At 70.6% G+C, this 21,638-nt stretch carries 17 protein-coding genes; 12 read left to right on the forward strand and 5 right to left on the reverse strand.

From position 1 onward, the window contains the following. Positions 1 to 5: 5 nt before the first annotated feature. Entirely contained in the window at positions 6 to 1,025 is a 1,020-nt protein-coding gene (locus tag ACVN90_RS02220) for a zinc-dependent alcohol dehydrogenase family protein (RefSeq protein WP_475100561.1), read from the forward strand. Between the two features lie 54 nt (positions 1,026 to 1,079). On the opposite strand, the gene corA is transcribed toward ACVN90_RS02220, so the two are convergent. Beyond that, positions 1,080 to 2,078 carry a magnesium/cobalt transporter CorA gene (gene corA, locus ACVN90_RS02225; protein WP_475100562.1) on the reverse strand — a complete coding sequence of 333 codons (999 nt, stop codon included), beginning with the start codon at positions 2,076 to 2,078 and terminating at the stop codon, positions 1,080 to 1,082. Positions 2,079 to 2,182: 104 nt separating this feature from the next. Continuing rightward, complete coding sequence (locus tag ACVN90_RS02230) at positions 2,183 to 4,645, reverse strand: transglycosylase domain-containing protein (RefSeq protein ID WP_475100563.1); 2,463 nt, start codon at positions 4,643 to 4,645, stop codon at positions 2,183 to 2,185. A 124-nt stretch (positions 4,646 to 4,769) separates the two neighbouring features. Between ACVN90_RS02230 and ACVN90_RS02235 the strand changes: the two genes are divergently transcribed. Genes ACVN90_RS02235 through ACVN90_RS02245 form a run of 3 tightly spaced genes read left to right on the forward strand, consistent with a single transcriptional unit; the run spans position 4,770 to position 7,234 of the window. Then, positions 4,770 to 5,738: a squalene cyclase gene (locus ACVN90_RS02235; RefSeq protein ID WP_475100564.1), complete on the forward strand. Its 969-nt coding sequence runs from the start codon at positions 4,770 to 4,772 to the stop codon at positions 5,736 to 5,738. A 58-nt stretch (positions 5,739 to 5,796) separates the two neighbouring features. Continuing rightward, positions 5,797 to 6,720 (forward strand): S1C family serine protease, encoded by a 924-nt coding sequence (locus ACVN90_RS02240; protein WP_475100565.1) that lies wholly within the window; start codon positions 5,797 to 5,799, stop codon positions 6,718 to 6,720. A gap of 46 nt (positions 6,721 to 6,766) precedes the next feature. Further along, positions 6,767 to 7,234: a hypothetical protein gene (locus ACVN90_RS02245; protein WP_475100566.1), complete on the forward strand. Its 468-nt coding sequence runs from the start codon at positions 6,767 to 6,769 to the stop codon at positions 7,232 to 7,234. Positions 7,235 to 7,282: 48 nt separating this feature from the next. Here the strand turns inward: ACVN90_RS02245 and ACVN90_RS02250 are convergent, their stop codons facing one another. Together ACVN90_RS02250 and helR are read right to left on the reverse strand one after the other, a co-directional pair. Further along, complete coding sequence (locus tag ACVN90_RS02250; protein ID WP_475100567.1) at positions 7,283 to 8,146, reverse strand: serine hydrolase domain-containing protein; 864 nt, start codon at positions 8,144 to 8,146, stop codon at positions 7,283 to 7,285. A 129-nt stretch (positions 8,147 to 8,275) separates the two neighbouring features. Continuing rightward, positions 8,276 to 10,450: an RNA polymerase recycling motor ATPase HelR gene (helR, locus tag ACVN90_RS02255; protein WP_475100568.1), complete on the reverse strand. Its 2,175-nt coding sequence runs from the start codon at positions 10,448 to 10,450 to the stop codon at positions 8,276 to 8,278. Positions 10,451 to 10,788: 338 nt separating this feature from the next. Between helR and ACVN90_RS02260 the strand changes: the two genes are divergently transcribed. From ACVN90_RS02260 to ACVN90_RS02280, 5 genes are all read left to right on the forward strand, one after another. Next, entirely contained in the window at positions 10,789 to 13,143 is a 2,355-nt protein-coding gene (locus tag ACVN90_RS02260; RefSeq protein ID WP_475100569.1) for an arylsulfatase, read from the forward strand. A 333-nt stretch (positions 13,144 to 13,476) separates the two neighbouring features. After that, positions 13,477 to 14,214 carry a DUF2520 domain-containing protein gene (locus ACVN90_RS02265; RefSeq protein WP_475100570.1) on the forward strand — a complete coding sequence of 246 codons (738 nt, stop codon included), beginning with the start codon at positions 13,477 to 13,479 and terminating at the stop codon, positions 14,212 to 14,214. After that, positions 14,211 to 15,056: a pantoate--beta-alanine ligase gene (panC, locus tag ACVN90_RS02270; protein WP_475100571.1), complete on the forward strand. Its 846-nt coding sequence runs from the start codon at positions 14,211 to 14,213 to the stop codon at positions 15,054 to 15,056. The genes ACVN90_RS02265 and panC overlap by 4 nt, the downstream gene beginning before the upstream one ends. Beyond that, entirely contained in the window at positions 15,056 to 15,916 is an 861-nt protein-coding gene (gene panB / locus ACVN90_RS02275; RefSeq protein WP_475100572.1) for a 3-methyl-2-oxobutanoate hydroxymethyltransferase, read from the forward strand. Before panC ends, panB begins: the two co-directional genes overlap by 1 nt. A 203-nt stretch (positions 15,917 to 16,119) precedes the next feature. Further along, entirely contained in the window at positions 16,120 to 17,397 is a 1,278-nt protein-coding gene (locus tag ACVN90_RS02280) for an ATP-binding protein (RefSeq protein WP_475100573.1), read from the forward strand. Positions 17,398 to 17,425: 28 nt separating this feature from the next. On the opposite strand, the gene ACVN90_RS02285 is transcribed toward ACVN90_RS02280, so the two are convergent. Beyond that, positions 17,426 to 18,466, reverse strand: a complete 1,041-nt coding sequence (locus ACVN90_RS02285; protein WP_475100575.1) for a LacI family DNA-binding transcriptional regulator — start codon at positions 18,464 to 18,466, stop codon at positions 17,426 to 17,428. A 139-nt stretch (positions 18,467 to 18,605) separates the two neighbouring features. Here ACVN90_RS02285 and ACVN90_RS02290 point away from each other — a divergent pair, with 139 nt between their 5' ends. Genes ACVN90_RS02290 through ACVN90_RS02300 form a run of 3 tightly spaced genes read left to right on the forward strand, consistent with a single transcriptional unit; the run spans position 18,606 to position 21,519 of the window. Beyond that, complete coding sequence (locus tag ACVN90_RS02290) at positions 18,606 to 19,736, forward strand: Gfo/Idh/MocA family protein (RefSeq protein WP_475100576.1); 1,131 nt, start codon at positions 18,606 to 18,608, stop codon at positions 19,734 to 19,736. Further along, entirely contained in the window at positions 19,733 to 20,461 is a 729-nt protein-coding gene (locus ACVN90_RS02295; protein WP_475100577.1) for a cupin domain-containing protein, read from the forward strand. The genes ACVN90_RS02290 and ACVN90_RS02295 overlap by 4 nt, the downstream gene beginning before the upstream one ends. Beyond that, entirely contained in the window at positions 20,458 to 21,519 is a 1,062-nt protein-coding gene (locus ACVN90_RS02300) for a Gfo/Idh/MocA family protein (RefSeq protein WP_475100578.1), read from the forward strand. Before ACVN90_RS02295 ends, ACVN90_RS02300 begins: the two co-directional genes overlap by 4 nt. Positions 21,520 to 21,638: the final 119 nt, after the last annotated feature.

Genomic DNA, 21,638 nt, shown 5'->3' on the forward strand with positions numbered 1-21,638 from the left:
CCCATATGCGCGCAGTCGTCATGTACGCACCCGGCGATGTCCGGGTCGAAGAACGGGAGAACCCGGCCATCGTCGAGCCGACGGACGCGATCATCCGTCTTGCCGCGACCTGCATCTGCGGGTCGGACCTGTGGCCGTACCGTGGCGACGACGCGGTCGACCGCACCCCGATGGGGCACGAGTACGTCGGCGTCGTCACCGAGATCGGAGACGCCGTCACCGATCTGAAGGTCGGCGACTTCGTCGTCGGCTCGTTCTTCGCCTCCGACAACACGTGCGAGATCTGCGGGGCCGGCTATCAGTCACGGTGCATCCACGCGCACCCGATGGGCGCGATCGGCACGCAGGCCGAGTACGCCCGGATCCCGCTCGCCGACGGCACGCTCGTCGCCACTCCCGGCATGCCCGACCCCGAGCTCATCCCGTCGCTGCTCGCCGCCTCCGACGTGCTCGGCACGGGCTGGTTCGCGGCCGTCGCCGCCGAGGCCGGTCCGGGCAAAGCGGTCGCCGTCGTCGGCGACGGCGCGGTGGGGCTGCTGGGCATCCTGGCGGCGAAGCAGCTCGGCGCCGAGCGGATCATCGCGATGAGCCGGCACGCCGACCGGCAGGCGCTGGCGCGCGAGTTCGGCGCGACCGACATCGTCGAGGAGCGCGGCGACGCCGGCGTCGCGAAGATCAAGGAGCTCACCGGCGGCTACGGCGCGCACAGCGTGATTGAGGCCGTGGGCACGCAGGAGTCGATGATGCAGGCCATCCGCGCGACGCGCGCCGGCGGTCACGTCGGCTACGTCGGTGTCGCGCACGACGTCTCGCTCGACGGCCTCGAGCTCTTCTTCTCCGGCGTGCACCTGCACGGCGGACCGGCGCCCGTGCGCCGCTTCCTGCCCGAGCTCATCCAGCTCATCTGGGACCGGCGCATCGACCCGGGCAAGGTCTTCGACCTTTCGCTCCCGCTCGCGGAGGCGGCCGAGGGGTATCGGGCGATGGACGAGCGCCGTGCCACGAAGGTCCTGCTCACGGTATAGGACAGCGCCGTGGGGAGGGATGCTGCGGCCGCAGCATCCCTCCCCATCCCTGTGTCAGAGCCAGTGGCGCTTGCGGAAGACCCAGTACAGGGTGAGGCTCGTCGCGGCCATCAAGGCGAGTGCCATCGGATAGCCGAGCGGCCATTCCAATTCGGGCATATAGACGAAGTTCATGCCGTAGATGGTGCCCACGAGCGTAGGGCCGAAGAGGATCGCCGCCCAGCCTGAGATCTTCTTGACCTGCTCGTTCTGCACGAGGGCGGTGTCGGTCTGGCGCTGCGTCACGATCGTCGCGTTGACGGTGAGGGCGTTGTCGAGGATCGAGCGGAACGCCGAGGCCTTGTCGATGATGCGCAGCGCGTGGTCGTGTACGTCACGCAGCGACCGCTGCAGCTCGAGGTCGACCTCGTACTTGGGCGCCCCGCGCTGCAGCGACTCGAGCATGTCGGCCAGCGGCGCGACCGCGCGCTGGAGCAGGATCACCTCGCGCGACAGGTCGTAGATGCGCTTGGACAGGGAGACGCCGCCGTGCTCGAACAGCGCGTCCTCGATCTCGTCGATGTCGTTCTCGACGCCCTCGATGACCGGCGTGTACTCGTCGACAACCTCGTCGAGGATCGCGTAGAGCACGGCCTCGGGTCCTCGCGCGAGCAGGTCGGGCTCCTGCTCCATCCGGCGGCGGACGCGGCTGAGGTCGGGGGACTCCGCATGGCGGATCGTCACGATGAAGTCGGGCCCGACGAACACGTGCAGCTCGCCGAAGTCGACAGTCTCGCTCTCGTCGATGTACCGGGCGGGCCGCAGCACGACGAAGAGGATGTCGCCGTACCGTTCCAGCTTCGAGCGCTGGTGTCCGGTCAGCGCGTCCTCGACCGCAAGCGGGTGCAGGGCGAACTCGTCGGCGACCTCGGCGATCTCCTCCGGAGTCGGGCGGAACAGCCCGATCCACGCCATCCCGTGATGTGCGCGGGTGTACTCGAAGGTCTCAGCGAGGCTCGACGGATTCTCGATCCGCTTTCCGGCGACGTACACGCCGTTGTCGACGATGGGCATCGGGCAATTCTCCCTGGCCCGCGGGTCGGCGGGCAACGATCCTCACGGTTATGAGACGAAGGATGCTGCGCCCCCGGCGCCCGCGGCCCGCGACGGCCGGTCGGTCAGCCGTCGCCTTCGCCTTCGCCTTGGCCGTTGCCGCCTCCGGGATTGCCGTTGCCGCCTCCGTCGATTCCATCGCCGTCGTCCTCGGTCTCCGGTGTCGGTGTCGGTGCGGGTGTCGGTGTGGGCGTGGGAGTCGGTGTGGGTTCGTCGGTGCGGGGCGCGGTGGCCTGCGAGCTCTTGGTCAGCTGTGCGTCGGCGTCGGGGAACGCGCTCCCGGGGTAGGCGGCGTTCGCGGCGGCCTGCACCGCCCTGCCGATGCGGTAGCGGATGTCCGACAGTCTGGTTCCGTCGTGCCAGGTGTTGAAGACGTCGCCGCCGCCGTCGACGTTCCCCGCCCACGTGGCGGTCGTCACGGCGGTGCTCGACTCGATCATCCACGTCTGCCAGGCCTCGTGGGTCCCGGTCTTGCCGAGGAGCGGGGTGCCGTCGCCGGGGTTGCCGGCGGTTCCCGTTCCACCTGAGTTCATCACGCCCTGCAGCGCGTACGCGGCGGTCGCCGCGACGCCGGGCTCGAGCGCCGTGGCGCACGAGCTCTCCGGCTTCGCGATCTCGGTGCCCGCAGCATCCGTCACCCGATCGATGACCCGCGGCTGGCAGTAGGTGCCGCCGTTGGCGACGGTCGCGTACGCGGCGGCCATCGCGATCGGCGAGACCGCCGTCGTGCCGATGATCGAGCTCAGGCTGTCCATCGAGATCGGCTCGCCGTCGGTCTCGGTGACCCCGAGGCGGTTCGCCACGTTCTGGATGTCGCAGAGGTCGAGCTTCTCGGCCATGGCGAAGTACCCGGTGTTCAGCGACGACGCCGTGAACTGCAGGGGCGTGCCGATGCGGCCCGCCGCCTTGCCGAAGTTGTTCACGAGGGTGTTCGAGGTGTTGGTCCAGTCGCCGTCGCACGAGTTCGTGAGGTGGTCGAACACGCGCAGCCGCCCATCGAGGGTCTCGTTCACCGAGTGGCCCTGCTCGAGCCAGTCGAGGAGCGTGAACAGCTTGAACGTCGAACCGGCGCTGAAGCCCGTCGAACCCCCGACCGCGAGGTCTCCGGCGAAGACGAGTGACGAGTAATTCGGATCGTCGTCGACGGCGGCGTCCTCGCTGTAGGTCGTGTTCTGCGCGATCGCGAGGATGCGGCCGGTGGATGCCTCGATGCTCACGGTCGTCGACCCGAAGCGTCCTGTCGACGCCCCGCTGGAGGTGGGCATGGTGGCGGACGTGGGCGCGTACTGCGTCATCGCCTGTTCGGCGGCCGACTGCACGCGGGAGTCGAGCGTCGTGTAGACGTTCAGGCCGCCGCGCTGGAGGGTCTGCAGCCGGTCGGTCGCGGTCTCGCCGAAGGCGGCGTCGCTGAGGATCACGTCCTTCACGTACTCGCAGAAGTAGGCGGCGCCGCCGGCCGCGGCGCAACCTGTGACGGTCGGCGTGATCGCCGGGGTGATGGGCTCGATCGCGGCGGCGACGTACTGGTCGTGCGTGATCTTGCCGTCATCGAGCATGCGGCTGAGCACGTAGAGCTGGCGCACCTTCGTCGAGGTGTACCCGTCGGCCGCGGCGAGCTTCTGCTCCTCGGTGATCTCGCCGGACTGCACCAGCGCGTCGAGCGCGCCGAGCGTCGCGCCGTCGTCGATGACGCCATCCGGCGCCTTGTTGAAGGTCGCGCCGTCGGAGGCCGTGATCGAGCCGGCAGGTCGGTCGATCCGGTACGAGTTGGGGTTCTGCACCATGCCGGCGAGGGTCGCCGCCTGACCGACGGTCAGGTTCGCGGCGGTCGTGGCGAAGTAGTAGCGGGCGGCCGCCTCGACACCGTACGTGGTGCCGCCGAAGTTCGCGATGTTGAGGTAGCCGAGCAGGATCTCGTCCTTCGAGTACGTCTGCTCGAGTGCGATGGCGTACCGCATCTCCTGCAGCTTGCGTTCGATGCCCGCGGTGCCGGACGACGTGGTCGCCTCGGACCAGCAGGCGTACTTCTCCTCCTGCGTCGTCGCGGTCGCCTCGCACTGCTGCACCAGCACGTTCTTGACGTACTGCTGGCTGATGGTCGACCCTCCCTGGGTCTCGCCACCACCCTCGAGGTTCGACAGCACGGCACGGGTCGTGCCGATGAGGTCGACGCCGCCGTGGTCGTAGTAGCGCGGGTCCTCGCTTGACAGGATCGCGTCGTACATCGCCGACGAGACATGGTCGTAGGTGACCGGCGTGCGGTCCTGCTCGAGGAACTGCGCCATGAGCACCTCCTCGCCCGTGTCGGGGTCGGTGGCGTAGAAATTGCTCGGCACCATGAGCTGGTCGATCTCGAGCGTGCTCGGCAGATTGTCGAACAGGGTGATCGCCTGTGACGCCGCACCGCTGGTGAGGGCGACCGCCGGGGTGACGGTGGCGGCCACGAGGACTCCGGCAAGGGCGCTGAGGCCGAGCAGCCCGGCGAGACCGCCGAGGAATCCGCTCGCCCGTCGTCGGGATTCGGGCATGCGATCGAGCGTAGGAAGCGGGCCTGGACGGTTCTGGTGACGAAGCTATGCGCCAGGTGGATGCTGCGGGCCGGCGCGATGCGCTGCGATCGACGTTGTCGGCGGCGGTGGCTAACCTGCCCGCATGACCATCGATCAGGATCTGCTCGACTGGCTGCTCGACTCCGACCCGGCACTGCGCTGGCAGGTCGAGCGCGATCTCGCGGGCGCTCCGCCCGAGGTCTGGGAGGCGACGCGTGCGCGGGTGGCGACCGAGGGTTTCGGTGCGCGGATGCTGGCGAAGCAGGACGCCGACGGCCAGTGGGCCGGTGGCGCCTTCTTCCCCGCCGGCTTCTTCGGAAGCGCCGAACAGGACGAGCCGGGTCAGCCCTGGGTCGCGACCACCTGGGTGCTGAAAGACCTCCGCGAGTGGGGCGTCGACGCGGCCGCGCTGGACGGAACCGCCGACAAGCTCGCCGCGAACAGCCGGTGGGAGTACGACGACCTGCCCTACTGGGGTGGCGAGGTCGACATCTGCATCAACTCGTACACTCTGGCGAGCGGCGCGTGGCTCGGCGCCGACGTGTCGCGGCTGGTCGCCTGGTTCCCCGAGCATCGGCTCGCCGATGGCGGCTGGAACTGCGAGGCCGAGGAGGGCGACTCGGTGCGCTCGTCGTTCCACTCGACCCTCAACGCGGCGCGCGGCATCCTCGCGTACGAGCGGATCACCGGCGACACGAGCATGCGCGACGCCCGCCACGGCGGCGAGGAGTACCTCCTGTCACGCCATCTCATGACCCGGGCGACGACTGGCGAGATGGTCGGCGACTTCGTCACGCGCTTCGTCTACCCGAACCGGCACCGCTACAGCGCGCTGGCCGCACTCGACCACTTCCGCGACGTCGCGCTGCTCGAGGGCACGCCGCCCGACCCGCGGCTCGCCGACGCCGTGGAGGCCGTGCGCGCCGCCCGGCATCCCGACGGCACCTGGCCGCAGACCACGCCGCTGCCGGGTCGCACCTGGTTCGACGTCGACGTCGCCGAGGGGGAGCCCTCGCGCTGGCTCACGCTGATCGGCACGCGAGCGCTGGATTGGTGGGATGCTGCGCCCTGACGCTTCCGCCGTCGGCGAACTTCTGCCGCAGCATCCGTGACGGGTCGACACTGGTTTCGTGGACGACCAGGAGGCGCTCGACGCCTACTCCTCGACGGTCATGCGCGTCGCGCAGATCGTGCTGCCGTCCGTCGCGGCCGTGAGCGTGCGCACCCGGCAGGGGTCGGGAGCCGGCAGCGCTTCGGTGATCACGTCGGACGGGCATCTGCTCACCAGCGCGCACGTCGTCGAGGGTGCGGTGGGGGTGGAGGTCGCGTTTCCGGACGGCACAGTGGCGGCGGCATCCGTCATCGGTGCCGATCCTCTGTCGGACCTCGCCGTGCTGCGCGCCGACGTCGACACCCCGCCGCCGCTGACGATGGGGGATGCCTCGAAACTCGGCGTCGGGCAGCTCGTGGTCGCGCTCGGCAATCCGCGCGGCTTCTCGGGCAGCGTGACCGCGGGGATCGTGTCGGCGCTCGGGCGTTCACTGCCGACGAGGTCGGGGCGGGTCATCGACGAGGTGATCCAGACCGACGCGGCCCTCAATCCGGGCAACAGCGGCGGCGTGCTCGCCGACAGCACGGGCCGCATGGTCGGCGTGAACACCGCGGTCGCCGGCATCGGCCTGGGGCTCGCGGTGCCCATCAACGCCACGACGCGCGAGATCATCGACGCCCTGCGCGTCGCAGGCCGGGTGCGGCGAGCCTGGCTGGGTATCGCGGGTTCGACGGTGCCGCTGGGCCCGGACGTCGCAGCGAAGGCGGGATCGAGGGTCGGGATGCAGGTGGTCTCGGTCGTGCCGAACAGTCCCGCCGCGGTGGCCGGTGCTCGCATCGGCGACATCGTGCTCTCGCTCGACGGCGTCACGATCGCCGACCCGACGGCGTTGCAGCGGCGCATGGTCGAGGGTGCGATCGGCCGCCGCATGGAGATGACGGTCTGGCGCAACGGCGCGCTGGTCGACGTCGTGGTGCTGCCGGAGGAACTGCGCGTGCGCTGACGTCTGCGGATCTACGCTGTGACTGTCGCCGAAGGAAGGAGTCGCGGTGTCCACCTATGACGAGCACTTCTCTCACGCCCATGTTCCGGGGCCGGGTGAGTCGAGCATCCCCGAGCTCGAGGTCGACGAGAACATCCCGCCGCGCCCCGAGGAGGAGGTCGCCGACGTCGCGCGGGCGGAGCCCGACCTCGCAGACCACAGCCACCATCGGTACGTCGTGCGGGTATGGCGTGGAGTGATCCGCACGGAAGACCGCGACGAATACGTCGACTACGTCGAGCGGACGGGGATCGAGGAGTATCGCGCGGCTCCGGGGAACAAGGACGCCTGGACCCTGACGCGCGAACTCCCGGACGGCCTGACGGAGATCCTCACTGTCTCGCGGTGGGACAGCCTGGAGAGTATTCGAGGATTCGCGGGAGACGACATCGACAGGGCGGTGTACTACCCGGAGGACGATCGCTTCCTCGTCGAGAGGGACGACACCGTGCGCCACTACGTACAGCGCGGCTGACGCGTCGCGGCACGGGGGGGCGAGTGACGTGCTGCGCTTCGTGCCGCGTCAGTCGCGAAGGGCCTCGACGGCGAAGGCGGCCATGCGGTCAGCGCCGAAGTGGTCGTCGGCGGTGATCGTCACCACCGCGTCGCCTGCGAAGATGAGCAGCTGACCGTAAGCGCCGTGGAGTCGCCACGCCTCGCCGGGACCACGCCAGCCCGCGAGGGCGTATCCGTCGTATCCCGGGTTCTCGCCGGCGACCACCCAGTCGGAGTGCATCGCGTCGATCCACTCGGGCGACATGAGTTGCCGTCCCTCCCAGCGCCCGCGATCGCGGATGAGCCGACCGATGCGGGACAGCTCCTCGGTGCGCAGGGCGAGGCCGCCGCCGGCGACGATGCGCCCTTTCGGGCAGCGATCCCACGAGGGATCGTCGATGTCGAGCGGCGCGAACAGGCGTGGCCCCAGGTAGTCGCCGACATCGCCCACCCGCTCGGCGAGGACGCGCATCGCCGTGTACGTGCTGGCGTTCGAGTACTGGAACACCCGACCGCGTGAAGGGCGTCCGAGGAACTCCTCGGACAGGTCGGGCCAGTCGGTCATCATCGTCTCGGACCAGGGCAGGTCGATGCCGCTCGTCATGGTGAGCAGATGGCGGAGCGTGACGTCGTCGACGCCCTCGCCGAGCTCGACGTCGGGGAGGTGCGCGGCGATGGGCGCGTCGAGCGAGATCAGCCCCTCGTCCGCGGCGATCCCCGCCGCGATCACGCAGACGCCCTTCGCGGCCGAGTGGATGTCTTCGCGAACATCCGCGGTCCACCGGTGCTCGGCGACGTCGTCTCCGACGAGGACGTGCAAGCCGTGGGCGCGGAATCCCGAGGCATCCGCCTCGCGCACGATGCGGTCGGCGACGATCTGGGCGCGGGTCACGACGTCCAGAATCCCAGACTTCGCAGAATCGCACGAACCTCGCAGCGCTTTCGACATCGGCGACGACATCGGTGAGCTTCTGCGAAGTCTGGGAACCGCGCCTGCGCGCCGCGGCATCCGTCCCCCTACCTAACCCTCCAGCACCACCAGCCGCTCGGTCGCGCGGGTCATCGCGACGTACCGGTCGACCGCGCCCTCGATGCCGTCCCCGAAGGTCGAGGGCTCGACGAGCACGACGAGGTCGAACTCGAGGCCCTTCGCAAGCTCCGGGGTGAGCGAGCGCACCCGCTCCCGGGGCGCGAACGAGGGGTCTCCGATGACGCACACGACTCCCTCGCCGTGCTCCTCCAGCCACTCCGACAGGATCCGGTCGCGGTCCGCCACCGCGGCATGCCGCACCGGCACTCCGCTCGACCGGATCGACGTCGGTACGTTCGCATCGGGGATCGCCGCTCGGATCACCGGCTCGGCCTCGGCCATGACCTCGCTCGGCGTGCGGTAGTTGATGGTGAGCGACGACACCCCGACGTCGGTGAGACCCGCGTGCTCCAGGCGCTCCTGCCACGACTCGTGGAACCCGTGCCGCGCCTGCGCCCGGTCGCCGACGACCGTGAAGCTGCGCGACGGGCAGCGGGCCAGCAGCATCCGCCATTCCGCATCGGTGAGCTCCTGCGCCTCATCGACGATCACATGCGCGAACGGCCCCGCGAGGAGGTCGGGATCGACGGCGTCGAGCACCGACTCGTCGACGAGGCTGTTGCGCAGGTCGTCGCCGTCGAGCCACTGCATCATTTCGTCGCCGGCCTCCTTCAGGCGATCGACCACCTGCGCCATGTACTCGCGCTCCTGCGCGAGCTTCGCCTCGCGCTCCCGCCGGCGCCGTGACGCACCCGGATCGCCGAGCCGTCGCCGGGCCGCGTCGAGCAGCGGCAGGTCCGCGATGGTCCAGGCCGCAGCATCCGTTCTCTGCAGCGCCTCGATCTCAGCCGGTTCGAGCCACGGCGCCGAGCGCCGCAGATACGCCGGCACGCTCCACAGATCGGACACGAGAACGGATGCCTCGACCAGCGGCCATGCGCGACCGAAGGCGCGCGTCAGCTCCTCGTTGCGGGCCAGCGCTCGCCGCAGCTGGTGCAGCGGCACCTCCTCGCCGTCGACCTGGTCGGTGAGGATGTCGAGCACCGTCTCCCACACCTGGTCGCGCGCCTCGTTGTGCGGCAGGCCCGCCTCGGCCGACGCGAACGCCTCGGCCCAATCCTGGGGAGCGAGCCACAGCTCGGCCCATGGTGTCTCGACGACGAGACCCTCGGTGGGCGGCTCCTCGTAGAGCCGGACGGCGGGCTCGATGGCGTCGACCAAGCGCGCGTCGGCCTTGAGACGCGCCACGACGGGATCGGTCTCGGGCCGCGCCGCTGCACCCTCGGTCACGAGGTCGCGCACCGTGCAGGTCTGCACGCTCTCCTCGCCGAGGCTCGGGAGCACGTCCTCGACGTAGGAGAGGTACGCGGGGCTCGGGCCGACGAACAGCACGCCGCCGCGCCCCTCGCCGAGGTGCGGGTCGGAGTACACGAGGTATGCGGCGCGGTGCAGCGCCACAACGGTCTTGCCCGTACCGGGGCCGCCGTCGACGACGAGTGCTCCACGTGACCCGGCGCGGATGATGGCGTCCTGGTCGGCCTGGATCGTGCCCAGCACATCGCGCATGCGCGGCGACCGGCTGGCGCTGAGGCTCGCGATGAACGCGGACTGGTCGTCGAGCGCGGCGTTGTGGTCCAGCCCTTCGGCGGTGAAGACCTCGTCCCAGTAGTCGGTGACGTGGTCGCCCGTCCACCGGTAACGGCGGCGGCTGACGAGCCCCGACGGGTGCGCGTGCGTGGCGGCGAAGAACGGCTCGGCGGCGGGCGTACGCCAGTCGACGAGAAGACGTCGGCCCGCAGCATCCGTGAGTCCGAAGCGGCCGATGTAGACGGGCGCAGAGCCGTCCGCGGGAACCATGCGCCCGAGGCACGCGTCGACCCCGAAGCGGCGCAGCACCCGCAGCCGCGCCGAGACGCGGTGGATCTCGATGTCGCGTTCGACGCCCGCTTGGCCGTGACCGCCGGGGCGGCGGCGCAGCTCGTCGAGGCGATCCTCGAGGCCTGCGATCGAGCGCTCGAGGGTGTCGGCGATCGAGGCGAAGTGCAGCTCGTCACCGCCGATGAGGGCCGGGTCGGATTTGGCGGCGAGGCGCTCGGGGAGGTGGAAAGCAGTGGTGTCCGCTGAGGGAGAGGACGGGTTCGAATCGCTGATCGGACGGGAATTCACGGCATCGGCTCCTGGCGGCTTCGCGACGCGGATTCTGACGGAGTGAGGAAGGAGGAACGGGGCGGGGAGCGTCGCGACCGACCAGTATGCGCCCTCGAGGGGCTCTTGCCGCAAGGCCCCCACCCCCGGATATCCTGGAAGTGGCAGGAAGGTCGCGCCTCTGCGTGCGCAGACCCCGTCGGGATCCCGCGGACCCGCTCGTCCCGCGTCACGCGATGTTCACCTTCGCGGACGAGTTCACGCGATCCGCATGATGCCATGCATGCACGCCTGTCGATACGGTGACACCACTGGGGGTGGCGCTCTGGCCCGCCCGCTTTCGGGGACAGGAGACACGCATGACCGCTGACGACCGCCACTCCGTCGCTGGAGCATCGCTCCCGCCCGCGCGGACCCTGCCGTTTCCCCCGAAGCCGTCAGGCAGCTACGCGGGGCGCACTCTCGCCGAGTCGACCTACTCGCCGCTGCCGCCGGAACGACACCTGAACGACGACGCTCCGAACATCCTCGTGGTCCTGATCGATGACGCAGGGCCCGCGCTGCCCGCACCGGTCGGTGGCAAGGTGAACACCCCGACGCTCGAGCGGATCCGCGAGGGCGGCATCGGCTTCAACCGCTTCCACACCACCGCCATGTGCTCGCCGACCCGTGCGGCGCTCCTCACGGGGCGCAACCACCACCGCGTCGGGGCCGGTCAGATCGCCGAGCTGGCGGCCGATTGGGACGGCTACTCCGGACACATCCCGAAGAGCAGCGCGACCATGGCCGAGGTGCTGCGCAACTACGGCTACTCCACGGCGGCGTGGGGCAAGTGGCACAACACCCCCGCCGAGGAGACCACCAAGGCCGGACCGTTCGAGAACTGGCCCACCGGCAACGGGTTCGAGTACTTCTACGGGTTCCTCGCCGGCGAGGCTTCGCAGTACGAGCCCAATCTGGTGCGCAACACCACGAGCGTGCTGCCGCCGAAGACGCCGGAGGAGGGGTACCACCTCAGTGAGGACATCGCCGACGACGCGATCTCGTGGCTCCGCGACCACAAGGCGCTCTCGCCCGACAAGCCGTTCTTCATGTACTGGGCGGCCGGCGCGATCCACGGTCCGCACCATGTGCACAAGGAGTGGGCCGACAAGTACAAGGGCGTCTTCGACGACGGCTGGGACGCGTACCGCGAGGACGCCCTCGCCGGAGCGAAGGCGGCCGGCTGGGTGCCCGAGGACGCCGTCCTCACGCCGCGGCCCGAGTCGCTGCAGGGCTGGGACGACATCCCCGACCACCAGAAGCCGTTCCAGGCACGCCTCATGGAGCTGTGCGCCGGCTTCGGCGAGCACGCCGACGTGCAGGCGGGCCGCGTCGTCGACGAGCTCGAGCGCCTCGGGTACATCGACAACACGATCGTCGTCTACATCTGGGGCGACAACGGCTCGTCGGGCGAGGGGCAGAACGGCACGATCAGCGAGCTGCTCGCGCAGAACATGATTCCGACCACCGTCGACCAGCACATCGCGGCGCTCGAGGAACTCGGAGGGCTCGACGCGCTCGGAACGCCGGCGACCGACAACCAGTACCATGCGGCCTGGGCGTGGGCCGGGTCGTCGCCGTACCAGGGCATGAAGCTCATGGCCTCGCACCTGGGTGGCACCCGCAACCCGATGTTCCTCCAGTGGCCGGCGCGGATCGCGCACGACCCGGCTCCGCGCACGCAGTTCCACCATGTGATCGACCTGGCGCCCACGATCTACGAGATCCTCGGCATCTCGCACCCCGATATGGTCAACGGCTTTCCGCAGGACCCGATCGACGGCACGAGCTTCGCGTATTCGATCGACGACGAGACGGCCGCCGGTCGCCACCGTGTGCAGTACTTCGAGATCATGGCCAGCCGGTCGATCTACGAGGACGGCTGGCTCGCGTCGACGACGGGCCCTCGTCTGCCGTGGGTTCCCGGCGTCCCGCCCGGGATCCAGACCTGGACACCCGACCATGACCAATGGGAGCTGTACCACCTCGACGAGGACTGGAGCCAGGCCCACGACGTCGCCGACCAGCATCCGGAGAAGCTCGCCGGGCTCAAGGAGCTGTTCGCGATCGAGGCGGCGAAGAACAAGGTGCTCCCGATCGGCGGCGGCCTGTGGATCGCGCCGTTCCACCCGGAGCTGCGGATCGCGCCGCCGTACACCGAATGGGAGTTCTCAGGCGATACGTCCCGCGTCCCCGAGTTCTGCGCGCCGGCGCTCGGCAACAAGCCGAACGTCGTCTCGATCGAGGTGAAGGTCGGCGACCAGGCGAATGGCGTGCTCTACAAGCTCGGTGGCGCGGGCGGCGGACTCACGGCGTTCGTCGTCGACGGCATCCTGACGTACGAGTACAACCTGTTCCTCGTGCAGCGGACGATCATTGCCGCATCCGAGCCGCTCGCCGCGGGCGACCACGCGATCGAGATCGAGACCTCGTACGTCGAGCCGCGACCGGGCGGCCCGCTCAGCATCGTGTTGCGGATCGACGGTGCGGAGGTCGCGTCGGGCACCGTGCCCGTGAGTGCGCCCCTGCTGTTCTCGGCGAACGACTGCCTCGACGTGGGCCGCGCGTACGGCGGCGCCGTGTCACGCGCATACGTCGACAAGATGCCGTTCGCGTTCGACGGCGAGATCGGCCGCGTCCACGTCGCATACCAGGCGCCCGCGCAGACGTAGCGGGGTACGAAGCGGCGGCCCCGACTCTCGCCGGTCGGGGGCCGCGCCCGTTTCACGAACGCATGGACAGAACGACGGATGCCGAGCCCCTCGGTCCGCCCTCGGGCTTGCGCTGCTCGTATCGGCGTTCGCGGCTCGATCCGGCGAGCGTCGGGTACGCGCTGTTCGTATCGGCGTTCGCGGTCGTACGGTTCGACCGCGCATGCCGAAACCGACCGCGCGAGCCTCTCCGGCAGCGGAGGGCGTTCGCCGAGCCTCCGTGCGGCGAGTAGTTTTGAACCTGGTTCAGCCGTCCTGGACCGGATCCATGCGCCGTGACGGGAGACGACGACGATGCCGGACTCGCACTCCGCAAGCGCGCGTGCCCGCGTCGCGATCGTGGGCGACGGCCGCGTCGGCCGGGCGATGTCAGCGGCTCTCCGCGACGTCGGCGTCGAGGTCGCCGGCCCTCTCGGCCGCGGTGCGACCGGCGAGGACGCCGACATCGTGTTGCTGGCGGTCCCAGACGCCGAGATCGGCGCCGCGGCGGCACTCATCGCACCGGGACGCCTGGTCGGGCACTTCTCCGGCGCGACGACGCTCGAGCCGCTCGCACCGCACGAGGCGCTCAGCATCCATCCCCTCACGGCCGTGACCGGCGCGACCTCGTTCGCGGGCGTGCCCACGGCTCTCGCCGGCTCGACCGCGCAGGCCCTCGCCACCGCCCACGCGCTCGCCGAGGCGCTCGGGATGACGCCGTTCGACGTGTCCGATGCCGACCGCGCCGCGTACCACGCGGCCGCGTCGATCGCCTCGAACTTCCTCGTGACGCTCGAGTCGTTCGCCGAGGAGCTGGCGGTCACCGCCGGAGTCCCGCGCGAGGCGCTCGCACCGCTCGTGCGCGCGACCGTCGCGAACTGGGAGGCCCACGGCGCGGCCGCCCTCACCGGACCCATCGCCCGCGGCGACGAGGAGACGGTCGCCCGCCAGCGCGCTGCCGTCGCTGAACGGCTGCCCGAGCGCGCCGCGCTCTTCGACGCCCTGGTCGCGGCGACGCGCGACCTCCGTGCGCGCCAGGGGGTGGGCTCATGATCGTCGTCCGCACCGTCGCCGACCTCCGCACCGCGCTGCGTGATCGCCGCGGCGGCAGCATCGGTCTCGTCCCGACGATGGGCGCGCTCCACGAAGGCCACGCGACGCTGCTCCGCGCTGCCCGCAAGAGGGACGACACCGTCGTGATGACGATCTTCGTCAACCCCGCGCAGTTCAACGAGCAGTCCGACCTCGCCGCCTACCCGCGCACCGAGGAGGCCGATCTCGCGCTCGCCGAGGCCGAGGGGGTCGACGTCGTCTTCGCCCCCGAGGCCTCCGAGGTCTACCCCGACGGCTTCGCCACCACCGTCAGCGTCGCCGGCCTGATCGCCGAGACCCTCGAGGGCGCCGAGCGCGGCCGCGCCCACTTCGACGGCGTCGCCACCGTGGTGACGAAGCTGCTGCTCGCGGCGCTCCCGGACCACGCGTACTTCGGCGCGAAGGACGCGCAGCAGGTCGCCGTCATCCGCCGCTTCGTCGCCGATCTCGGCATCCCGGTCGCCCTCGTCGTGTGCCCCACGTCGCGCGACGCGGACGGCCTCGCCCGCTCCAGCCGCAACGCGCGTCTCTCGCCCGACGAGCGCGCGCGGGCCCTCGCGATCCCGCGCGCCCTGCAGGAGGTGACGGATGCTGCGGCCTCCGGCATCTCCGACACCGAGGCGCTGCGCGCCCAGGCGCTGGCGACACTCGAGGCAGCCGGCATCCATTCCGAGTATGTGGCGTTCGTCGACCCGATCACGTTCGCCCCCGTCGCCGTCGTCGACGCACCCGTGCTGGTCGCGATCGCGGCCCGCGTCGGCAGCACGCGGCTCATCGACAACACCGTCCTAGGAGGTGCGTGATGCGCGCACAGGTCACCCTGCAGCGACTCGCCGAGATGAAGGCGCGGCGCGAGCCGATCGTGATGGTCACGGCCTACGACTACCCGACCGGCCGGGTGGCAGAGCAGGCCGAGGTCGACATGGTGCTCGTCGGCGATTCCGGCGCGCAGGTCGTGCTCGGGCACGATTCGACCGTCGCGGTCACCGTCGAGGAGATGCTCGTGCTCGCCGGAGCGGTGCGCCGCGGCGTGCAGTCGGCGTTCGTCGTCGCCGACCTGCCGTTCGGGTCGACCGAGGTGTCGGACGAGCAGGCGGTCACGACCGCGATCCGCTTCGTCAAGGAGACCGGCGCCGACGCCGTCAAGCTCGAGGGAGGGGGAGAGGCGCGACTCAGCCGCATCCGCGCGATCGCCGAGGCCGGCATCCCCGTCGTCGCCCACGTGGGCCTCACACCGCAGACTGCGGTGGCACTCGGGGGCCTCCGCGCCCAGGGGCGCACCGCGGAGTCGGCCGCGCGGATCGTGCGCGAGTCCCTCGCCGTGCAGGATGCCGGCGCCAGCGTGCTCGTGATCGAGGCCGTGCCGGCCGATGTCGCCGCCGTCGTGCTGCCGGCGCTCGAGATCCCCGTGATCGGCATCGGCGCCGGCCCCGCAGACGGGCAGGTGCTGGTGATCCACGACCTGCTCGGCATCACCGAGGGCAAGACCGCCGCCTTCGTCAAGCGCTACGGCGCCATCGGCCCCGACATGGTGGCCGGCGTCGCCGCGTACGCCCGCGAGGTGCGCGGCGGCGTGTTCCCCGGTCCCGAGCACGGGTACTCCGCGACCGACGTCGCGATCGAGGCCGCCCGCGCCGAGCTCGACACCCGCACCACCGAATAAAAGTCGGATGCCTCGGGCCGGGGCATCCCTCTTCCGTCCGCGCGTCCCGGGAAGCAGCGAGCTCCTCCGTCCCGTCGCGTGCTCTTTCGCCATGAGGGACGCCCGACAGTCCGTCCGGCCGGACGCACGAAATACGACTGTCCGCACCTGTGCCGCGTGGGTAGCCTGAGGCGACCCACCTCGCACCGAAGGGAGTCCGGGCCATGGCAGGCTGGCGGATCCGCGACTATCACGCCGACGATGTCGACGGCATTCTGCGGCTCTGGGAGCAGGTGACCGGTGAGGGTGTCGAGCCGGTCTACAGCCTGTCCGAGGTGCTCGCGTCGTGCGCGAAGGATCATGCGGTGGTCGCCGTCGTCGGCGAGCAGGTGGTCGGTGCCGCGATCGGCCGCACGGCGCACGCGCAGGGATGGGTGGTGTTCCTCGCCACCGCCTCCCATGTCCGCGGCATGGGCATCGGCTCGTCGCTCCTCGCCGCGCTCGAGGCGCGCATGGCGCCGCAGGGCATCTCCAAGCTCTCCGCCCTCATGCCTGCCGCGGAGACGAAGATGGGCGCGTTCCTGCACCAGGGGTTCGAACTGAAGCAGGACCTGCACTACTTCGAGCGGCACATCCCGGTCCAGCGTGAGGAGCTCAAGCGCCTCGCCGAGCTCGGCGGCCGCGTGCTGCCGCGCGGGCTCTGGGACGCGGTCGGCGGCATGACCACCGAGAAGGCGCTGCTCGAGCGGCGGGTGGTGCTGCCGCTGGCGCAGTCCGAGCTCGCCGAGCGGTTCGGGGTGGTGCCGCCGCGCGCGATCGTGCTGTTCGGTCCTCCCGGCACCGGCAAGACCACGTTCGCCAAGGCGATCGCCTCGCGCCTGGAGTGGTCGTTCGTCGAGGTGTTCCCCTCGCGTCTCGCGTCGCACCCGGGTGGGCTCGCCGGTGCGCTGCGCGAGACGTTCGCGACGATCGCCGAGCTCGAGCACGCGGTCGTGTTCATCGACGAGGTCGAGGAGATCGCCTCGCACCGTCAGGGCGAGCCGCCGTCGCCCACGCAGGGCGTCACGAACGAGCTGCTCAAGATCATCCCGGCGTTCCGGGAGCAGCCCGGACGCCTGCTGATCTGCGCCACGAACTTCATCAGATCGCTGGATGCCGCGTTCCTCCGGCACGGCCGCTTCGACTACGTCATCCCGATCGGCCTTCCCGATCAGCAGGCGCGCGACGCGATCTGGCGCCGGTACATCCCTGACGCCGCGGTGGGGATCGACGTGCCGGAGCTGGTCGAGATGACCGACGGGTTCTCGCCCGCCGACATCGAGTTCGCGGCGCGGAAGGCGTCGCAGTCGGCGCTCGAGAACGCCATGGACTCCGGTGCCGACGAGCCCGCCGGCCCGTTCATGGACGACTACACCGCCGCGATCGCCGGCACGCGGGCCACCGTCTCGGCACAGGTGGCCGCCGACTTCCTCGAGGACATCGAGACCGTCGGCCGGTTGTGACGGGCTGGTCCGGCCGGGAAGCGCCGTGCTACGCCGCGGGCACGGCGCCCGTCGACTCACGCCACACCACGCGCAGCAGGTCGGCCGGCTCGGGGGGAGCGGGCAGGCCCCGCACTGCCGCGATGAGGCGATGCATGGAGTGTGCACCGAGCCGCTCGCGATCCTGCCGCACGGTCGTGAGCGACGGTGCGAGGAAGGCACTCTGGGGGTGGTCGTCCCAGCCGGTGAGGGTGAGGTCCTCGGGTACGCGCCATCCGCGCTTCGTCGCGGCGCGGAGCGCCCCGGTGGCGATGAGGTCGTTCGCGGCGATCACGGCGACCGGAAGGATGCCGTCGGGCAGAGCGTTCACGGCATCCTCGCCGGAGCGACCGCTCCAATCGCCGTCGATGACGCCCAAAGACTCCAGGCCGAGCCGCTCGATGGTCGAGAGGTACGCCTCGCGCCGCGCCAGCGACGAGCGGAAGTCCGGGGGCCCCGCGAGATGCAGGAACCGTCGCTGCCCTCCGGCAGCGAGGTGCTCCATCATCGTCACGATCGGCAGGGCGTCGGTCAGCGCTCCGGCGGTGCGCATCTCGTCGTCGAACTCGGCGACGGCGAGGACGACGACCTTGTCGGGTTCGCCCTCCGCGAGGCCCGGATCCGTCCCGGCGTCGCCTGCGGGTTCCGGGCCCGCATCGGCCGACGGGAGGGGAGTGAACGACAGCACGCCCTCGTACTGACGGGAGCCGATCAGCTCGGCGAGACGCTCGTCGCGCTCGGTCGCCTGGTGCGGGAGGCTCACCACCTCGACGACGTACCCCTGATCCTGTGCCGCCGCGATCGCCCCCGGGAGCAGTGTCAACGGGGTGAGGCTCGCGATCGGCACGACCACCGCGAGCCGGCCCGTGCGCCGGGTCCGCATGGAACGAGCCGCCAGATTCGGGCGGTAGTTGAGTTCGGCCGCCGCCGTCAGCACCTTCTCCCGCGTCGACGGCGAGATGCCGGCGCGACCGGTGAACACGAACGAGACCGTCGATTGCGACACTCCGGCAGCACGGGCCACGTCGTGGCTCGTCGGGCGCTTCTCCACGCGACTCTCCTTCCGCCTTCGACCGCCGCCCCAGCCGCTCGCCCCGACGGGAAAGCGCTTGACGGAATCCACGGTCTCCTGCGATAGTACCTACTACGTCTTAGTAATACGTATTAATGCGCCAAGGAGGCCGCGACACATGCTCAGGATCGGAATCATCGGCACCGGAGGGATCGCGGACGCGCACATCGCCGGCTACCTCGACTTTCCTGAGGAGTGCGAGATCGTGGCACTCGCCGACGTCGTCCCCGGCAAGGCGGCGCTCAAGGCCGCCGCGTTCGACCTCGACGGCGCGACGCCCTACGACGACCCGCTCGAGATGATCGCCGCGGCCGCGCTCGACGTCGTGAGCATCGGCACCCCGCCCTCGACGCACGCGGCGCTCGCCATCGCCGCCCTCGACGCGGGCGTGCACGTGCTCGTCGAGAAGCCGATGGCGCCGTCGCTCGAAGAGTGCGACGCCATCCTCGCCGCCGAGGAGCGTTCGGGCAAGATCCTCTCGGTGGTCGCTCAGAACCGATTCCGCGACGACGTCGCGACCCTCAAGGCCGTCGTCGACTCGGGCCTGCTCGGCTCGATCTCGCACGTGCGGGTCGACTCGGCCTGGTGGCGTGGGCTGCCGTACTACGACCTGTGGTGGCGGGGCACCTGGGAGAAGGAGGGCGGCGGCTGCACCCTCAATCACGCGATCCACCACATCGACCTCATGCTGTGGCTGCTCGGCCGGCCGAACGAGATCGTCGCGATGCTCGCCAACGCGCAGCACGACAACGCCGAGGTCGAAGACCTGTCGGTGGCGGTGCTCCGCTACGACCGTGGCCTCGCGCAGATCACGAGCTCGGTCGTGCACCACGGCGAGGACCAGCAGATCGTCATCCAGGGTGCGAACGCGAGCATCTCGCTGCCGTGGGCAGTCGCCGCCGAGGCCTCGCGCCCCGACGGCTTCCCCGCGACCGGGGGCGACGCCGAGCTCGTCGCCCGCATCGAGGCGCTCGTGGCCGAACGCGAGCCGCTGCCGCACCGCGGACACGCCGGGCAGATCGGCGACCTGCTGGCGGCGATCCGTGACGGCCGGGCGCTCGTCGCCGACGGCCGCGACGGCCGCAACGCCGTCGAGGTCGTCACCGCGATCTACAAGGCGGGCTTCGAGCGTAAGTTCACCGCGCTGCCCCTGGGCGCCGACGACCCGTACTACCGCGCCGGGCAACTGGTCGCTCGTGCACCGCACTTCTTCGAGAAGACCCGGTCCCTCGTCGAGGCCGCGTCGTGAGCGCGACATCCTTCCCCGGAGGGATCTCGCTGTCGCACCTCGACGTCTACGACGGCGCGGCCCCCGACGGCGTCTGCGGTGGCAGTCCGCATCTTCACCTCGTGTCGACCGAGGCCTACGTGGTCATCGCGGGCGAGGGCGCGCTGCAGACGCTCGACGCCGACGGCTTCCGCGAGACCCCGCTCACTGCCGGGACTGTCGTGTGGTTCGCTCCCGGCACGATCCACCGCGTCGTCAACCACGGCGGCCTGCGCGTGATCGTGCTCATGAGCAACGCCGGCCTGCCGGAGGCGGGCGACGCCGTGATGACCTTTCCGACGGAGATCGTGACGGATGCTGCGGCCTACGCCGCTGCGGCAGACCTGGGCGATCCGCTTCAGCGCGCAGAACGCGCCGCCCGCCGGCGCGACCTCGCCGTCGCGGGCTTCGGCGTGCTGCGGGACGCGGTGGTCGCGGGCGACCGCGGACCGTTCGACGCTTTCCGTGAAGCCGCCGGCGCCCTCGTCCGCAGCCGTGCGCAGACGTGGCCCGACATCGTGCGGGAGGGGCCGCTGGCCGATGCCGAACGTGCGCTGACCCTCGCCGAAGCTGTGGCCGCAGGCTCCGTCGCCCACCTCGCCGAAGCGCGCCTGCAGGAGGCCGTCGCCTCGGTGGGGGAACGCGGCTTCGGAATGTGCGGGCGACTGCGGACATACGACATGACGGGCCAGGAGGACGCACGATGACCCTGGAGTACACCTTCGAGCCGCTCCCCGAGCCCGTCGTCCGCCCCGGAGAGTTCGTCTTCGCGGCCGTCGGCCTCGACCACGGCCACATCCACGGCATGGTCGATCAGCTCGTCGAGGCGGGCGCGACGCTGTCGCTCGTCCACGACCCCGACCCGGAGAAGGTCCGCGACTTCCTCGCGAGATTCCCGCAGGCGCGCGTCGCGACGAGCGAGCAGGAGGTGCTCGCGGACCCCGATGTGCGGCTCGTCGCGAGCGCGGCGATCGCCTCCGACCGCGCACCCCTGGGGCTCCGCGTGATCGAGGCCGGCAAGGACTTCTTCGCCGACAAGCCGGCGATCACGACGCTCGAGCAGCTGACCGCCGCCCGCGAGGCGACGGCGCGCACGGGTCGCAAGTTCGCCGTGTACTACGGGGAACGGGTGCATTCCGAAGCGGCGATCCTCGCCGGGCAGCTCATCGCCCAGGCCGCGATCGGCACTGTGCTGCAGGTCGTCTCCTTCGGTCCGCACCGCATCGGCACCGGCCGCCCCGACTGGTTCTACGACCCGGAGCAGTACGGCGGAATCCTCTGCGACATCGGCAGCCACAACTTCGAGCAGATGCTGTACTACACCGGTGCGACCGACGGCGAGGTCGTGAGCGCGACGATCGCGAACTACGCCCACCGTGAGACACCGGGGCTGCAGGACTTCGGCGATGCCCACGTCGTGCTCGACAACGGGATGACCGGCTACGTGCGCGTGGACTGGTTCACGCCGGCCGGCATCGATGTGTTCGGTGACGGTCGCACCGTCATCCTCGGCACGGACGGCTACCTCGAACTGCGCAAGTACATCGACATCACCACCGACAACGGCGGTGGCCAGGTGCTGCTCGTGAACCAGGACGGCCAGCAGCGCTTCGACGCCCACGGCAGGACCGGCTTCCCGTTCTTCGGGCAGCTCATCCGCGACTGCCTCGACCGCACCGAGAACGCGATGACGCAGGCGCACGCGTTCAAGGCCGCCGAGCTCAGCATCCAGGCGCAGGCGACCGCGCGCGTGCTCGCCGGCTGACGCGGCCACGCGGGCCGCGACGCGGACGGCGGGGGAACCGATCAATCTGCTGAGAGTGCCGACGTCGGGGCGCCGAACGCGAGGGGCCCGCCCGTAGGCTGGATCGCACAAGGGGAGTA

It is taken from the genome of Microbacterium sp. F01, assembly GCF_056156365.1.

Coding starts and splice junctions, on each gene's coding strand:
- ACVN90_RS02220 (WP_475100561.1), top strand. CDS start 6: ATGCGCGCAGTCGTCATGTACGCACCCGGCGATGTCCGGGTCGAAGAA.
- corA (WP_475100562.1), bottom strand. CDS start 2,078: ATGCCCATCGTCGACAACGGCGTGTACGTCGCCGGAAAGCGGATCGAG.
- ACVN90_RS02230 (WP_475100563.1), bottom strand. CDS start 4,645: ATGCCCGAATCCCGACGACGGGCGAGCGGATTCCTCGGCGGTCTCGCC.
- ACVN90_RS02235 (WP_475100564.1), top strand. CDS start 4,770: ATGACCATCGATCAGGATCTGCTCGACTGGCTGCTCGACTCCGACCCG.
- ACVN90_RS02260 (WP_475100569.1), top strand. CDS start 10,789: ATGACCGCTGACGACCGCCACTCCGTCGCTGGAGCATCGCTCCCGCCC.
- ACVN90_RS02265 (WP_475100570.1), top strand. CDS start 13,477: ATGCCGGACTCGCACTCCGCAAGCGCGCGTGCCCGCGTCGCGATCGTG.
- panC (WP_475100571.1), top strand. CDS start 14,211: ATGATCGTCGTCCGCACCGTCGCCGACCTCCGCACCGCGCTGCGTGAT.
- panB (WP_475100572.1), top strand. CDS start 15,056: ATGCGCGCACAGGTCACCCTGCAGCGACTCGCCGAGATGAAGGCGCGG.
- ACVN90_RS02280 (WP_475100573.1), top strand. CDS start 16,120: ATGGCAGGCTGGCGGATCCGCGACTATCACGCCGACGATGTCGACGGC.
- ACVN90_RS02290 (WP_475100576.1), top strand. CDS start 18,606: ATGCTCAGGATCGGAATCATCGGCACCGGAGGGATCGCGGACGCGCAC.
- ACVN90_RS02300 (WP_475100578.1), top strand. CDS start 20,458: ATGACCCTGGAGTACACCTTCGAGCCGCTCCCCGAGCCCGTCGTCCGC.